Genomic DNA, 13,934 nt, shown 5'->3' with positions numbered 1-13,934 from the left:
CGTTTCGCGGAAAACGCGACAGCCGTGTCGAGCGAATCGGGGGGAGGACGCCATGCGCGGATGGGACTGGTTCTGACCTGTGACGATGCTCGCACGGTCACCTCGTGAAGATCATGTCCGATCGAGGGAGTCCGGCTTGAGACCGGCACGCCGCCCCGGCAGTTTCAACCCATTCGCTCCGCATTGTCTCTGCATTGCCGGAGCGAATACCGCGGACTCCGGAAAATGGGCGCTAGAACCCTGCGCGCTCCACGATCCCGCGAAGAAGGGCCGCCTGGCCCGCGTGCTCCAGATCGTCGTCCAACACCGACACCAATCGCACGCCGAGCGTCACGGGCGGATCCCACTGCTCGTCGACGACCCGGTCGAGATCGGCGTCGGTGAGCGCACGCAGGAAGGTCGACGTCCTGGCGTGGACGGCGTCGTGGTAGCCGAGCAGCTCCGTCGCGGAGCACTGCACGGCCGCGACGTCGGCGCTGGTGTGCCCGTAGCCGGTGGCCGCCTTGTCGAACGGCAACCCGAAGCGGTCGGCCCAGCCGCCCGCCGTCCACTCCTGCTCGGTACCGGCGACGTCGCAGATGTGGTCGTCCTGCACGCGCGTCAGGTGCCAGACCAGCCAGGCGATCGTGTTGGTGTCCGGATCGACCCGGTGGGTGAGCCCCGGGACGTCGAGTCCGGCGACGGCCGCATGCACCGAGTCGTGCACACGGCCGAAGCCGTCGAGGAGCAGTTCGGCTGTGTTCATGCCGCGAGTCTGCCTTCTCCGACGATCGCCGGCAGGCCACCGGCACCGAAGTGGACCTTGTGCCGGTGGCGGGCCCGACGACGATGGGCGACGTGACCACCTACGCGTTCTCGCAGCTCGACGTCTTCGCCACGGGCCCGCTGTCCGGCAACCCGCTCGCGGTCGTGCACGACGCGGTCGGACTGAGCGACGAGGAGATGCAGCGGTTCGCCCGGTGGACCGACCTGTCCGAGACGGTCTTCCTGCTGCCGCCCACCCGGCCGGGCGCCGATTACCGGACCCGGATCTTCACGCCCGACCACGAACTGCCCTTCGCCGGCCATCCGACGCTGGGCAGCGCCTTCGCCTGGTTGGCCGCACATCCCGAGCACACCGCCGACACCGTCGGGCAGGACTGCGGCGCCGGGCTGGTCACCGTGCGGCGCACCGCCGACGGGGTCGCGTTCGCGGCGCCGCCGCTCGTGCGGTCCGGGCCGGTCAACGACGGCGTCCGAGCCGAGCTCGCGGCCGGGTTGCGGATCGACCCGGCCGACATCGTGGCCGCGGAGTGGGTCGCCAACGGCCCGGGCTGGAAGGCCGTCCTGCTCGCCGACGCCGACGCGGTGCTCGCCGTCGAGCCGGGCACGGTGCCCGGCGACGTCGGCGTCGTCGGCCCGTACCCGGCCGGGTCCGAGTACGCCTACGAGGTGCGCGCCTTCTTCGTCAAGAACAAGGTGACCTGCGAGGACCCGGTCACGGGCAGCTTCAACGCCGGAGTCGCCCAATGGCTCTACGAGAGCGGCCGGCAGACCGGTCCGTACCAGGCGCGGCAGGGCACCGCGCTGAACCGGGCCGGCCGGGTGCGCGTCGAGCGCGACGACGACGGCACGGTGTGGGTCGGGGGCGCGGTGCGCGAGTTCGTCCGGGGCACGGTCGATCTCTGATCACGGCCCGACGTCGGGCCGGCCGATCGGGCATCCCGGCAGCGTGGACGTGGAACCGGCGCGCAGCCCGTCCAGCATCACGCCGAGGCACCGTTCCAGCGCGTGGGACGCGAGCTCCGCGTCCGGGACCAGCAACGGCCGCACCAGCAGCACGAACGCGGTCGCGACGTCGCCCGTGCCGACGTCGTCCCGCAGGCTGCCCTCGGCCTGCGCGGCCAGCACGATGCGGTCGAGCACGTCGATCATGGCGTGCCGGAGGCGGCCGGTCTCCGGGTCACCGGCCATGGCGTCGTGCGCGCCCGGCGAGTCCATCATCAGCCGCACAGCCAGCCGGACCTCGCGGGACTGACCGAGGAAGCGCGCGAGTGCGGCCCAGGCCGTCGGTTCCTCGGTGACGGCGATCCTCGCCTGGGTGAGCGCCGTGCGCAGGGTCTCCTGCGCGACCGCGCGGATCAGCGCGTCGCGGTCCGGGAAGCGGCGGTAGACGGTGCCGACGCCGACGCCTGCGGCGCGGGCGATCTCCTCGACGGGCACTCCGGCACCGTGCGCCGCGAACGCTCGGGTGGCCGCAGCGACGATCCGGTCCCGGTTGCGCCGCGCATCGGCACGCAGCCGCCCGTCACCCGCCACCTGGCTCACAGGGTCCATCTTGTCCGATTCCGTCCGCCGTTCGAAGGAGTGTCGCATTCACCCGACCACCGCACGTAAGCGGAGGGGTGTCTCTCAATTGCAGGTTGGAATGGTCTACATTGCTCCACACGGTGGGCCGCGAGGGCGAGTTCACCACGGACGGTCCGCACAGCGACTCCAGGCTCCCCCGAATGGAGCAGCTGTGCCGGGGAAGGAGCCTGATGGTCGCCCGCCACGTCAAGATCGGCGGCGGATCCGGCGGTGCCCGGACCCGCGTCCTCACCGCGGCCGTCGCGCTCGTCGGCGTCGTCGGTATCGGGGTCGTCGCCTGCTCGGCCGTCCAGGGACCCGCACCGCGCACGGCGCGCGTCGAGCGGGCGAGCGTCTCGATGGGCGTGTCGGCTCCCGGCGCGCTGAGCTCGATCACCGAGCAGAACCTCGGGTTCGCCAAGGGCGGCCAGCTCACCCAGGTGCTGGTCAAGGTCGGCGACCACGTCGACGCCGGCCAACCGCTCGCCGTCATCGACGACTTCCCCGCCAGGCAGGCGCTCACCCAGCAGCAGAGCCAGCTGGCGGCACAGCAGGCGACCCTGGACAAGCTGACGTCCTCGCCCGTCGTCGAGGGCGCGGGCAACACCCTCGACCAGGCGCAGAACGTGCTGCACGCCACCCAGGGAGCGGTGGACGCGTTGCTGCAGGCGGACGACGTCGCCATCCACAGCGCGGAACGCCAGCTCGACGCCGACGAGGACGCCCTGCACGCGGCCGAGGCCAAGCTCGCCGCCGATGGCTGCGCGAGCTCCCACGACTCCGACGACGGTGACGACTACGCCGCCAAGTCCGGGGGGACGCTCCCCATGACGAGCAGCCAGTGCCCGGCCGACCAGCAGGCCGTCGCCGCGGCCAAGCAGAAGGTCGTCGCCTCCAAGGGCGCGCTCGACGCGGCCAAGCAGAAGCGCCAGGTCGACGAGGCCAACGGTCAGGTCCAGATCGAGAACGCGCGGACGGCCGTGGTCACCGCGCAGAACAACGTCGACTCCTCCAGCTCGGACCGGCCGCACAACATCGACCAGCAGTCCGCGCTGGTCGCGAGCGCCAGGGCGCTCGTCCAGCAGGCGCAGCGCGACGTCGACAACTGCACGCTGCGCGCCCCGGTCAGCGGCACGGTGTCGGTGCTGAACGGCGCCGTCGGCGAGTTCCTCGCGCCCAGCAGCGGCACGAGCTCGCTCGCACCCGGCAGCACCGCGGCCATCCCCGGCGCGAGCGGCTCCACCGGTGGCGGCGCTGCGGCTGCGGCCGCCGGCGCGTCCCCGACCCGGCCCGGCGGGACCCAGTTCATCGTGCTGAACAACGTCGACCAGTTCCAGGTCGTGGTGCCGTTCAACGAGTCCGACGCCGCGTCCATCCAGCCCAACCAGCGCGTCGACGTCACGTTCGACGCCATCCCCGACCTCACCGCGCCCGGCACGGTGGTCTCGGTGGCCCCGCAGGGCACCTCCATCGGCGGGGTGATCAGCTACTACGTCACCGTCGCGCTGACCGGCACCGATCCGCGCATGCACGGGGGCCAGACGGCCACCGCCCACGTCGTCACCAGCGAGACGCCGAACGTGCTGACCGTGCCGTCGTCCGCGGTGCGCCAGGTGAACGGCCGCAGCGTCGTCTCGGTGGTCGGGCCGAACGGCCCGATCGACGTACCGTTCCAGGCGGGGGTCGTCGGGCTGGACCGCACCGAGGTCGTCTCGGGGCTGCAGGAGGGGCAGCAGGTGCTGCTCCCGGTCGGTCAGCAGTAGGAGAGGATCGTCATGGTCGAGGGACCGGTCGAGGCGCCGCCCGCGCCCGCCGACCCATCCGGGTCGAACGAGGCCGCGCCGAAGCGCCGCCCGCTCAAGCGCTCCACCCGCATCTCGCTGATCGTCATCGGCATCGTCGCGGTGATCACCGCGATCGTGCTCGTCGCGGTCTACGTCATCGACGCGGGTCGGTACGTGAGCACCGACAACGCCCAGATCGACGGCGACAAGATCGTCGTCAACTCGCCGGGCAGCGGCACGCTCGTCGACTGGCAGGCCACCCAGGGCCGGTTCCTGAAGAAGGACCAGATCGTCGGGCGCATCCGCATCCAGGGCGGGTTCGTGCAGCCCCAGCAGGCCATCCGCTCACCCGGAAACGCCACGGTCGTCGTCGACAACGGCGTCGAGGGGGCGTTCGTGCCGGCCGGCACCCAGCTGGCCGTCGCCTACGACTTCTCCAAGATCTTCGTGACGGCGCGCGTCGACGAGACCGACATCGACGACGTCCACCTCGGGCAGGCCGTCGACATCTCCGTCGACGCGTTCCCCGGCACCGACTTCACCGGCACCGTGCGCGAGGTGCAGGGCGGTGCCGCGGGCATCTTCTCGGCGTTCCCGCAGTCCAACACGTCGGGCAACTTCCAGAAGGTCACGCAGGTCATCCCCGTCAAGATCGGGATCGCGGACACGCACGGCCTCGCACTGGTGCCCGGCATGAACGTGACGGTCCGGATCCACAAGGACTGAGCGACCTGCCGGCTCAGGACCGCGCCGGCTCCGGCGTCGACTGCGTCGCCTCGGCCGGCTCCTCGACAGGGGCCGCTGCCGCCGGCGGTGCGGCCGCGGGCAGCGGGCCACTGCGCAGCATGAGCGCCAGCGCGACGGCGACGACGCTGATCACCGTGGTGATGATCATGAGGTTGTCCAGGGCCGCGACGAACACCTGGGTCTGCACCTGCTGGTAGGTCGACATCATCCCGACGATCTGGCCCTGCGGCCCGACGCCGAGCACGGGCAGGGTCCTGGGGTCGGTGGTGAGGCCCCCGCGGTCGGCGGCCAGCTGCGCGCTGGTCGTCGTGAGGACGGCGGTCAGGATCGCGAGACCGAGCGATGCCGCGGTGCGCTGCACGACGTTGTTGAACGCGCTCGCGGCGTTGACCTTGGCCGGCGGCACCGCGGCGATGCCGCTGGTCATCACGGGCATCATCGCGAGGCCCATGCCGGCGGCCCGGAGCATGAGCAGCAGCGAGATCTCCAGGTGCGACGAGGTGACCGTGAGGTCGCGCAGCAGCCAGGTGCCGATGGTGACGATCGTCAGGCCGGTGACGGCGGGCCACCGCGGCCCGATCCGGTCGTAGAGCCGCCCCGCCACCGGCATGACCACAGCCATGATCAACGCCTGCGGCAGCAGCAGCACGCCGGCCTCGAACGCGCCGAGGCCCTGCGCCTGCTGCAGGAACAGCGGGACGTAGAAGAGGACGGCGAACAGGCCCACCGACAGCACCGAGATCAGCAGCAGCGAGTTGGTGAACGGCCAGTACCGGAACACCCGGACGTCCAGCAGCGGCTCGTCGACCTCCAGCTCGATCACGACGAACAGCGCCAGCGACAGGACCCCGACGGCCAGGAGCGTGACCGTGCCGGCCGAGGTCCAGCCCCAGTCCTGTCCCTCGGTCAGCGCGAGCAGCAGCGAGAACAGGCCGACGGCGATGGTGGCGAAGCCCAGCGCGTCGAAGGGCGCCTTGCGGACCACACCGAACTTCGGCAGCACGACGGCCGCCGCCAGCGCGCCGACCACGCCCACCGGGACGTTGATGAAGAAGATCAGCCGCCAGTCGACGTACTCGACGAGGTAGCCGCCCAGCGTCGGGCCGACCGCGGGAGCGAAGATGATGCCGAGCCCGTAGAGGCCCATCGCGGTGCCGAGCTTGTCCTTCGGCACGATGCGGTAGAGCATCGACAGCGTCACCACCGGCAGGATCCCGCCGGGGATCGCCTGCACGATGCGGAAGGCGACGAGGCTCTCCAGGTTCCATGCGAGCCCGCACAGCGCCGAGCCGGCGGCGAACCCGATCAGCGAGATGTTGTAGATGCGGGACGCGCCGAACCGGTCGGACAACCACGCCGACAGCGGCACCACCACGCCGAGCGCCAGGGTGTAGGCGGTGGCGATCCACTGCACCTCGTCGGTGGTCGACCCGAACACGTTCTGGATCTTGGGCACCGCGACGTTGACGATGCTGGTGTCGAGGATCGACATGAACATCCCCGCGATCAGCACCACAAGCGGCAACCCCCAGCCGCCACCCTTACCGGACGAACCGGACGAAGCGTCGTCGCTGGTCAGGGCGCTCTCGGCCATGTCGATCAGTGTGGCACCGCAGCCGCCGCCGCGCGCGCTCGCGGGTGTAGAACGGCGGCATGCGCCTCGATCTCGCCATCGACACCGCCGACGGCACCTGCCCGGCCACCCTCCACACGCCCGACGGTGACGGGCCGTGGCCCGGAGTGATCCTCTACACGGACGCCGGTGGCGTGCGCGCGGCCATCTCGGGGATGGCCGATCACCTCGCCGGGCTCGGCTACGCGGTGCTGCTGCCCGACGTCTACTACCGGCACGGTGACTGGGCGCCGTTCAGCATGGAGACCGCCTTCTCCGACGCGGGGGAGCGGAGCCGCCTGATGGGGATGGTCGGTTCGCTGACCCCGGAGATGGTCGTCGCCGACACCACCGCGTTCCTCGACGCGCTCGCCGCTCGGCCGGAGGTCGCCGACGGCCCGGTCGGCACCACCGGCTACTGCATGGGCGGGCGGATCTCGATGATCGTGGCCGGCAACCTGGGCAGCCGGATCGGCGCGGCGGCGTCGTTCCACGGCGGCCGCATCGCCGTCGAGGACGACCCCACGAGCCCGCACCTGCTGGCCGACCGCGTCTCCGCCACGATCTACGTCGCCGGCGCGGAGAACGACGGCTCCTACACCCTCGAGCAGGCCGACCTGCTGGAGAAGGCGCTCACCGAGGCCGGGGTTCCGCACACGTTGGAGATCTACCCGGCTGCGCACGGGTTCGCGGTGCCGGACAACCCCACGTTCGACCCCGCCGCGCAGGAACGGCACTGGGCGGCGCTGGAGCAGCTCTACGCCACGGCGCTGCGCTGACCCCGTCACGCCAGCAGTTCGAGCAGCTGGGGCAGGGCGCTGATCCGCGCTCCGTCCCAGCTCGCGTGCCGCCCGTAGACGACGCCGTGGTCCTCGCCCGGAACGTCCAGGTGCACGGCGTGCATCCCCACGGCGCGGGCGCCGGCGAGCTCGCCGCTGCCGCCGTCGCCGACGTAGAGGCACTCCTGCGGCGCCACGCCCAGCGCTTCTGAGCAGGTCAGGAAGATGCGCGGATCGGGTTTGCGGATGCCGAGGACGAACGAGAACACCGGCGCGTCGACGAGCGGGGCGATCGGCAGCTGCGGGAAGTACTGGGGCAGCTCGGCGCTGCAGTCGCTCACCAGACCGACCCGCAGCCCGCGCTCGCGCACGGCCCTCAGCACCGGGACGGCGTCCGGGCGCGGCTCGCCGAAGCTGCGCTCGGCGGCCAATCGCACCTCGGCCGCGCGCTGCAGCGACTCCTCGTCGGGATCCGCGCCGATCCGGCGGGCGACCCAGGCCAGCGAACCCGCCACCGTGCCGCCGGCCCCGCGGAAGCGCTCGTCGACGGTCGCGGTCATCTCGGCGTCGAGCCGGTGCTGGTCGACGCCGAGAGCAGCCGCCTGCGCCGCCCTGGCTGCGCTCTGCTGCGCGGAGCTGCGGCCCGGAGCGAGCGTGCCGTAGAAGTCGAGGACAACGGCCCGGAACGTGCTCACCGGACCGATCCTGCCTCAGCTGCTCCAGCCGATGTGCGCGGCCAGCAGGAGCATCACCGCACCCGAGACGATCGCGGTCAGTCGCCGCGCCGGAGGGGCGGCCACGAACCGGCCCAACGCCATCCCGGCCCCGGCGACGAGCAGCTGCCAGCTCGCCGACGCCGCGAACGCGGCCGCGACGAACACCGCAGCCGCCGCCCCGACGGGCCGGTCCGGCAGACCGACGACCAGCGCCACGAAGTAGACGACCGTCGTCGGGTTCACGGCGGTGAGCCCCACCAGCGAGAAGTAGGTGCGGCCGGGTGCCGCGTCGGGAACCGCCGCAGCCTCCCCGCCGGCCCGCAGCCCGGCGACCACCGTCCGGGCAGCGAGCAGCACCAGTACGACCGTCGACACCCACCGCAGCACGGGCACCGCGGGGGCGAGCAGGGCCGCCACCGCTGCCCCGCCGAGGACGGCGACCAGCGCGAACACCCCGTCGGTGGACGCGACGCCCAGTGCCGCCGCCACGCCGGTGCGCCACGGCGAGCGGGCGGAGAGCTGCACCAGGTAGGCCCCGACCGCACCGATCGGCATCGCGATCCCGTACCCGGCGACCAGGCCGGCGACCAGCGCCGCCCCGATCCCCCCGCTCACGGTCGGAAGCGGGTCGCCTCCGCCCGGACCAGCGCCTGCTGCGTCGCCGGCGAGACGGCGGCGACGGACAGGACGGCGGGAACGGTGGAGGTCATGCGGCACAGGATCGGTGCCGGGCGGCCGCGCCGCAACGCGGTTTCCGGCTACGTCAACGCGTCGACGCGCCCCGCACGTGGGAGACGACGAGCTCGGGTTCGAGGTCGTCGCCCGGCGCGGCCTTCGCGGGGAAGTCGAAGACGGCGAGCATGAGCTGGACCGGGTAGTCCGGGCTCTGGCCGAGCCGGCGCACTTCCACGCCGTCGACGGTGAAGCGGAGCGCCCCTGGCGTCCAGTCGACGGCGTACGTGTGGAACACGCTGACGTCGAGCGGCATCCGCACCGCCGTGAAGTCCTGGGTGAGCGCGGGGTCGGCGAACGCCTTCACCCCGATGCCGACAGCAGCGCTCGGGCCGTCGGTGATGGTGTCCCCGAAGATCTCCGCCACGCAGATCTCCCCGGACTCGCCGCGGTTGCGCTCCACGCCCGCCAGCCAGAACGCGGCCATCGATCGCGGCGAGAGGCGCATCCGCATCCGCACCTCGACGTGTCCGTAGTGCGGGGTGAAGCCCCAGAACTCCGGCTGCGGCTCCCGCACCTGCTGCAGCGCGAGGAACGGCTGCTGCCCGTCCCGCTCGCCGCTCTGGATGCCCGACACCCGCAGCGGTTCCGCGTGCTGGTCGGGCGCCCACAGCCCTTGCTCGGCGGGGATGCGCAGCACCAACCCTTCGGCGCCGATGCCCCAGGTCGCGGCCGAGCCGGCGCGCGTCGCCCAGTGCGGCAGGTAGTACGGGAGCCAGACGTCGGGGTCGAGCTCCCCGGTGGCGAAGCGTTCGTCGAGCTGGGTGCGGGGAGCCATTCCGCGAGCGTAGAGCGATCAGCTCGCGAGTGCCGCGTACCGGCCGCCGTCGGCGACGAGGCCGTCGTGCGTTCCCCGCTCGGCGACGCGGCCGTGGTCGAGCACGACGATCTGGTCGGCGTCGCGCACGGTGGACAGGCGGTGGGCGATGGTGATGGTGGTGCGGCCGCGGGCCAGCTCGTCGAAGGCGCGCTGGACGGCGCGTTCGGTCTCGGTGTCGAGCGCGCTGGTGGCCTCGTCGAGGACGAGCACACGGGGGTTGCGCAGCAGCGTGCGCGCGATGGCGAGGCGCTGCTTCTCCCCACCGGAGAACCGGTGCCCGCGGGACCCGACGACGGTGTCGTAGCCGTCGGGCAGCCCGGCGATGAGGTCGTGGATCTGCGCGGCGCGAGCCGCGGCCTCGATCTCGGCGTCGGTGGCGTCCGGGCGGGCGTAGCGCAGGTTCTCCCGCACCGTGGTGTGGAGCAGGTAGGTCTCCTGGCTGACGATGCCGACGATCCCGGCGAGGTCGGTGAGCGCCAGGTCGCGCACGTCGATGCCGTCGATGAGGATGCGGCCCGCGGTGGGGTCGTAGAGGCGGGCGACGAGCGCGGCCAGCGTGCTCTTGCCCGAGCCGGTCTCGCCCACCAGCGCCAGCGTGGAACCGGCGGGCACGTCCAGCGACACCCCGGCCAGTGCCGCCGTGGCACTCCCCGGGTAGGCGAAGGTGACGTCCTCGAGCCGGACCTCGCCGCGCACGGTCGCCGGGTCGATGCGGACCGGCCGGACCGGGTCCGCGACGTCGACGGGCAGGTCGAGGTAGGCGAAGACGCGCTGGAACAGCGCCAGCGAGCTGATCACCGACACACCGACGTTGAGCAGGCCGGTGAGCGGTCGGAACAGGCCCGCCTGCAGCGCGGTGAACGCGACGAGCGTGCCGATCGACATCGTGCCGGCAGCGACGGGCAGGCCGGCCACGAGGTAGATGAGCGCCGGGATGGCCGCGAAGATGACGCTGGTGGTGGCCATGCGCCAGCGACCGGCGAGCTGCGCGCGCAGCTCGAGGTCGACCAGGCGCGTCGACGAGGCGGAGAACCGGTCGACGAGCGCAGCCGAGGCCCCCATCGTCTTGGCGAGGGTGACGCCGTTGATGGAGAGGCTCTCCTCGATGGTCACGTTCAGGTCGGCGAGCTCGCGCTGCTGCTGGGCGGTGATCGTCCGGCGCAAGCGCGCGACGCGGCGTGACAGCCAGATCGACGGGGGCACGACGACGAGCGAGATCAGCGAGAGCTGCCAGGAGAGGGCGGCCATCGCGACGGAGGTGGCGATCGCCGTGGTCAGGTTCGACGCGATCGACGTCGCGGTCGACGTGACGACGCCCTGCATGCCGCCGATGTCGTTGGTGATGCGGCTCTGCACCTCGCCGGTGCGGGTGCGGGTGAAGAACGCGATCGACTGGCGCTGCAGGTGGGCGAACACGTCGGTGCGCAGGCGGTGCATGACCTCCTGGCCGATGCGGGTCGAGATCCACGTCTGCACCACGCCGAGGGCGGCGGTGACGGCCGCGACGGCGACCATGCCGGCGGTCAGCCACGCCAGCAGTGGGAGGTCGCGCTGGGGGAGGGCGTCGTCGATGACGGCGCGCAGCAGGAACGGCGACGCCATGGCCACGACCGAGGACGCGACGATGATCGCGACCACGACGGCCAGCGGGCCGACGTGTGGGCGGAACAGGCCGCCGATGCGGCGCAACGAGACCTCGCGCGCCTGCTGCTTCTCGGCGGCCGTGACGGCGCGGCGGCCGCGGCCGCCCTCGCCACGCGGACGGTTGTCGGTGACGTTCGGTGGAAGGCTGTCCAAAGGGTGCTCCTGTCGCAAAGATTCATTGAGGTAACCTCACTATGAGGCAGCAACAGCATCTTCGGAAGGGATATTCCATGGACGACCCCGGCGGTGCGGGCGAGGACACCCTGTCCGACGCGTTCCGCGGGATCGCCCGCCGGTTGCGGCACGCCACCGCCGAGGCACTTGCTCCGTGGGACGTCACACCGTCGCAGGCCAGGGCCCTCGGCGTGCTCCGCCGGGGCGGCGACCTGCGCGCCGGGGAGCTCGCCGAGCGGCTACGGATCGCCCCGCGCTCGGCCACCGACGTCGTCGACTCGCTGGCCGCGCGCGGATGGATCGACCGCGCACCCGATCCGGCCGACCGGCGCGCGACGCTCGTCCGCCTGACGGAGGCCGGTCGGGACCTCGCCGACGCCATCCGCGCTGCTCGGGCCGCCGAGGCCGAGTCTTTCTTCACGGTGCTGGACGACGCGGACCGCGCCGAGCTGCGCCGCATCCTCGCCCTCCTCGCCCGGTAGAGCACCCTGGTCGCACGGACCGGGGGGTGCGCGCCTTGGGCTCGGGATGCGGTACGGCTCGACCTCACCGCGGAACCGGGGGAGTGCGTCGTCGTGACGGGCTCCAACGGCGGCGGCAAGTCGACGCTGCTGCGGCTCCTGCACGGCGAGGAGGAGCCGGCCGAGGGGCAGGTCCGTGGTGCTGGGCGACTCGGCCGTGTTCGACGAGCTGACCCCGCGCCAGCACCTCGAGCTGCTCGCCGGCCGGCCCGCGCCAGTTCGCCGTCGCGGTGCTGCTGCTCGACGAGCCCGAGCGCGCGCTGGACGCGGCTGGCCGCCGCTGGCTCGCCGAGCTCATCGCGACGGCCACGCAGCACGCCGCCGACGTCCTGGCCAGCTATGACGATCGGCTGGTCGCCGCGGTTGCCGACCGGGTGGTGGCCCTGTCAGCGTCCGGATCGCCCTCTCCCGCGCAGGCTGCTACTCGTCGGCGCGGCGGCGCTGCAGCTCGCGCCAGCGGTGCCGGTGACGGCCGGGCTCGGCCGGGTGTGGCGCAAACGCCGGGCTGCGCCGGTGGCTGCCGGTGTCCGACCGGCGGGTGCGGTGGACCGCCGGCGCGATCGTCGCCGTGGTGGCCGGCGCCTGGGCCAGCTCGCCCGTCGTTCTCGTCGGCGAGCCGGTCGGACCTGCGACGGTCGTGGGGGTCGCCGTCGTCGTCGCGCTGTCGGCGGTGCGGACGGTCGCCCGGCCGCCGCCGGTGGCCGACGGCACGGGCGCCGTGCTGCTGATCATCCGGACGCTGCGCGGGGTCGGCCTGCTCGCCGTGGGCGCTGGCCTGCTCGGGGCACTGGAGCGGTGGCGAGGGTCAGCGCAGCCCGGTGATGGGCGAGTCGATCCGTTCCCGGCAGCCGACGCAGCCGGCGGCGCAGCCGCGGCAGTGCGGGTCCGCCGTCGCGTCGGTGGCGATGCCGAGGCTCCACAGGTAGGCCGCCGCGACGAAGGCCAGCGCGAACGGTGCGGAGATCCATGATCCCGCCCAGACTGCGATGACCATGAGGAACGCGAAGACTCCGACCGCGGGGCCGTACCAGCGGGCGAACGGATGACGGTGCGATGAGGGCTCCATGTCACCCATTCGAGCCGATACCGGAGCGTTATCAACATCGGGGTGCACACTGCTCGTCGCCGCTCGGCGACGGCCGGTCACCGTCGTTCTGACCTGGTGATCGACACGTTCCGTGTTGCCTTGATCACACGACGAACGGGCGAACGGTCGGCCTCAGACCGCCTTCCGGAGCCCCGCGTCGACCACCACGTCGGAGCCCGTCGTGCTGCCCGAGCGCGGCGAACAGAGCAGCACGATCGCGTCGGCGACCTCCTGCGGTTTGATGAGCCGGCCGGTCGTCAGGTGCATCATCTCGGCGGCCGTCCGGTCGAGCACGGTGTCGCGATCGGAGCCGGTGACGGCGACCAGGACGTCCGCCGCGCCGCCCTCGTCCGTCCACCACGGTGTGCGGACGGGTCCGGGGGACACGGTGTTGACCCGGATGCCCTGCGGCCCGAACTCCTCCGACAGCGCTTGGGTCAGGTTGTTCACGCCCGCCTTCGCCACCCCGTAGTCGACGTTGACGGCGCTGGGCACCAGCGCGTGCGTGGACGAGACGTTGACGATCGATCCGCCGCCCCGCGCCAGCATCAGCGGGATCGCGGCACGGACGGCGCGCACGGTCGTCATCAGGTTGAACTCGATCATCGCGTGCCAGTCGGCATCGGTCAGCGCGTGGAAGGAGAAGCGCGGCAGGACCGCGCCCGGCGGCGGTCCGCCGGCGTTGTTCACGAGCACGTCCAGCCCGCCGAAGCGCTGTTCCGCCACGGCGACGGCGGCAGCCGGTCCGTCGGGCGTGCTCAGGTCGACGGGCACGTGCACCAGCCGGTCGCCGAGGAGGCCGGCGAGCTCGGGGGAGGGGCGCCGGGATGCGGCGACGACCAGCGCGCCCTCCTCGTGGAGCGTGCGCGCGGTGGCCAGCCCGATGCCCTTCGACGCGCCGGTGACCAGGGCGATCGTGTCCTTCAATGCCATGTCCATGATCACGAGCATGGTCACTGCGGTCGGCCCGTGCTGGCGGCTTTCCGCCGC

The 13,934-nt window shown here is 72.5% G+C and carries 15 protein-coding genes; 5 read left to right on the top strand and 10 right to left on the bottom strand.

Features of this window, described 5'->3' with window-relative positions; all coding sequences use genetic code 11:
- Window positions 1–232: 232 nt before the first annotated feature.
- A complete protein-coding gene (locus ACQEVB_RS27690) occupies window positions 233–745 on the bottom strand; it encodes a mycothiol transferase (RefSeq protein ID WP_432977180.1) in 513 nt (170 codons plus the stop codon).
- A 92-nt stretch (window positions 746–837) separates the two neighbouring features.
- Here ACQEVB_RS27690 and ACQEVB_RS27685 point away from each other — a divergent pair, with 92 nt between their 5' ends.
- Window positions 838–1,668, top strand: coding sequence for a PhzF family phenazine biosynthesis protein (locus ACQEVB_RS27685; RefSeq protein ID WP_432977177.1), 831 nt, complete (start codon window positions 838–840; stop codon window positions 1,666–1,668).
- Here the strand turns inward: ACQEVB_RS27685 and ACQEVB_RS27680 are convergent, their stop codons facing one another.
- Window positions 1,669–2,307 (bottom strand): TetR/AcrR family transcriptional regulator, encoded by a 639-nt coding sequence (locus tag ACQEVB_RS27680; RefSeq protein WP_432977174.1) that lies wholly within the window; start codon window positions 2,305–2,307, stop codon window positions 1,669–1,671. It lies immediately after the preceding gene.
- Window positions 2,308–2,519: 212 nt separating this feature from the next.
- Between ACQEVB_RS27680 and ACQEVB_RS27675 the strand changes: the two genes are divergently transcribed.
- Together ACQEVB_RS27675 and ACQEVB_RS27670 are read left to right on the top strand one after the other, a co-directional pair.
- Entirely contained in the window at window positions 2,520–4,091 is a 1,572-nt protein-coding gene (locus ACQEVB_RS27675; RefSeq protein ID WP_432977171.1) for an efflux RND transporter periplasmic adaptor subunit, read from the top strand.
- Between the two features lie 12 nt (window positions 4,092–4,103).
- Window positions 4,104–4,838, top strand: coding sequence for an HlyD family secretion protein (locus ACQEVB_RS27670; RefSeq protein WP_432977168.1), 735 nt, complete (start codon window positions 4,104–4,106; stop codon window positions 4,836–4,838).
- Window positions 4,839–4,851: 13 nt separating this feature from the next.
- Here ACQEVB_RS27670 and ACQEVB_RS27665 read toward each other — a convergent pair whose 3' ends face one another.
- On the bottom strand, window positions 4,852–6,453 hold the full coding sequence (locus ACQEVB_RS27665) for a DHA2 family efflux MFS transporter permease subunit (RefSeq protein ID WP_432977165.1): 1,602 nt from the start codon (window positions 6,451–6,453) through the stop codon (window positions 4,852–4,854).
- A 59-nt stretch (window positions 6,454–6,512) separates the two neighbouring features.
- Between ACQEVB_RS27665 and ACQEVB_RS27660 the strand changes: the two genes are divergently transcribed.
- On the top strand, window positions 6,513–7,250 hold the full coding sequence (locus ACQEVB_RS27660) for a dienelactone hydrolase family protein (protein ID WP_432977162.1): 738 nt from the start codon (window positions 6,513–6,515) through the stop codon (window positions 7,248–7,250).
- A gap of 5 nt (window positions 7,251–7,255) precedes the next feature.
- Here the strand turns inward: ACQEVB_RS27660 and ACQEVB_RS27655 are convergent, their stop codons facing one another.
- The 4 genes from ACQEVB_RS27655 to ACQEVB_RS27640 all read right to left on the bottom strand — a co-directional run bounded on the left by ACQEVB_RS27655 (window position 7,256) and on the right by ACQEVB_RS27640 (window position 11,315).
- Window positions 7,256–7,945, bottom strand: a complete 690-nt coding sequence (locus ACQEVB_RS27655; RefSeq protein ID WP_432977159.1) for an HAD family hydrolase — start codon at window positions 7,943–7,945, stop codon at window positions 7,256–7,258.
- Window positions 7,946–7,960: 15 nt separating this feature from the next.
- Window positions 7,961–8,581: a LysE family transporter gene (locus tag ACQEVB_RS27650; protein ID WP_432977156.1), complete on the bottom strand. Its 621-nt coding sequence runs from the start codon at window positions 8,579–8,581 to the stop codon at window positions 7,961–7,963.
- A gap of 148 nt (window positions 8,582–8,729) precedes the next feature.
- Window positions 8,730–9,476, bottom strand: coding sequence for a glycoside hydrolase family 16 protein (locus ACQEVB_RS27645; protein WP_432977153.1), 747 nt, complete (start codon window positions 9,474–9,476; stop codon window positions 8,730–8,732).
- Window positions 9,477–9,494: 18 nt separating this feature from the next.
- Window positions 9,495–11,315, bottom strand: coding sequence for an ABC transporter ATP-binding protein (locus ACQEVB_RS27640; RefSeq protein ID WP_432977150.1), 1,821 nt, complete (start codon window positions 11,313–11,315; stop codon window positions 9,495–9,497).
- A 77-nt stretch (window positions 11,316–11,392) separates the two neighbouring features.
- Here ACQEVB_RS27640 and ACQEVB_RS27635 point away from each other — a divergent pair, with 77 nt between their 5' ends.
- Entirely contained in the window at window positions 11,393–11,818 is a 426-nt protein-coding gene (locus ACQEVB_RS27635; RefSeq protein WP_432977147.1) for a MarR family winged helix-turn-helix transcriptional regulator, read from the top strand.
- Between the two features lie 459 nt (window positions 11,819–12,277).
- Here ACQEVB_RS27635 and ACQEVB_RS27630 read toward each other — a convergent pair whose 3' ends face one another.
- The 3 genes from ACQEVB_RS27630 to ACQEVB_RS27620 form a co-directional block, all read right to left on the bottom strand.
- Window positions 12,278–12,589: a hypothetical protein gene (locus ACQEVB_RS27630; RefSeq protein ID WP_432980737.1), complete on the bottom strand. Its 312-nt coding sequence runs from the start codon at window positions 12,587–12,589 to the stop codon at window positions 12,278–12,280.
- 73 nt (window positions 12,590–12,662) lie between these two features.
- Window positions 12,663–12,923: a hypothetical protein gene (locus ACQEVB_RS27625; RefSeq protein WP_432977144.1), complete on the bottom strand. Its 261-nt coding sequence runs from the start codon at window positions 12,921–12,923 to the stop codon at window positions 12,663–12,665.
- Between the two features lie 153 nt (window positions 12,924–13,076).
- On the bottom strand, window positions 13,077–13,883 hold the full coding sequence (locus ACQEVB_RS27620; RefSeq protein WP_432977141.1) for an SDR family NAD(P)-dependent oxidoreductase: 807 nt from the start codon (window positions 13,881–13,883) through the stop codon (window positions 13,077–13,079).
- Between the last annotated feature and the right edge of the window lie 51 nt (window positions 13,884–13,934).

The organism is Pseudonocardia sp. CA-107938 (genome assembly GCF_050936315.1).
Lineage (GTDB): Bacteria > Actinomycetota > Actinomycetes > Mycobacteriales > Pseudonocardiaceae > Pseudonocardia.
The sequence above is the reverse complement of the archived record's forward strand: the minus strand, read 5'-3'. Positions and strand labels throughout refer to the sequence as shown.

Bases quoted from the DNA above. Each gene is read 5' to 3' on its own strand.
- ACQEVB_RS27660 (WP_432977162.1), top strand. From the start codon at position 6,513: ATGCGCCTCGATCTCGCCATCGACACCGCCGACGGCACCTGCCCGGCC.
- ACQEVB_RS27620 (WP_432977141.1), bottom strand. From the start codon at position 13,883: ATGGACATGGCATTGAAGGACACGATCGCCCTGGTCACCGGCGCGTCG.
- ACQEVB_RS27665 (WP_432977165.1), bottom strand. From the start codon at position 6,453: ATGGCCGAGAGCGCCCTGACCAGCGACGACGCTTCGTCCGGTTCGTCC.
- ACQEVB_RS27670 (WP_432977168.1), top strand. From the start codon at position 4,104: ATGGTCGAGGGACCGGTCGAGGCGCCGCCCGCGCCCGCCGACCCATCC.
- ACQEVB_RS27690 (WP_432977180.1), bottom strand. From the start codon at position 745: ATGAACACAGCCGAACTGCTCCTCGACGGCTTCGGCCGTGTGCACGAC.
- ACQEVB_RS27635 (WP_432977147.1), top strand. From the start codon at position 11,393: ATGGACGACCCCGGCGGTGCGGGCGAGGACACCCTGTCCGACGCGTTC.
- ACQEVB_RS27625 (WP_432977144.1), bottom strand. From the start codon at position 12,923: ATGGAGCCCTCATCGCACCGTCATCCGTTCGCCCGCTGGTACGGCCCC.
- ACQEVB_RS27645 (WP_432977153.1), bottom strand. From the start codon at position 9,476: ATGGCTCCCCGCACCCAGCTCGACGAACGCTTCGCCACCGGGGAGCTC.
- ACQEVB_RS27630 (WP_432980737.1), bottom strand. From the start codon at position 12,589: ATGATCAGCAGCACGGCGCCCGTGCCGTCGGCCACCGGCGGCGGCCGG.
- ACQEVB_RS27675 (WP_432977171.1), top strand. From the start codon at position 2,520: ATGGTCGCCCGCCACGTCAAGATCGGCGGCGGATCCGGCGGTGCCCGG.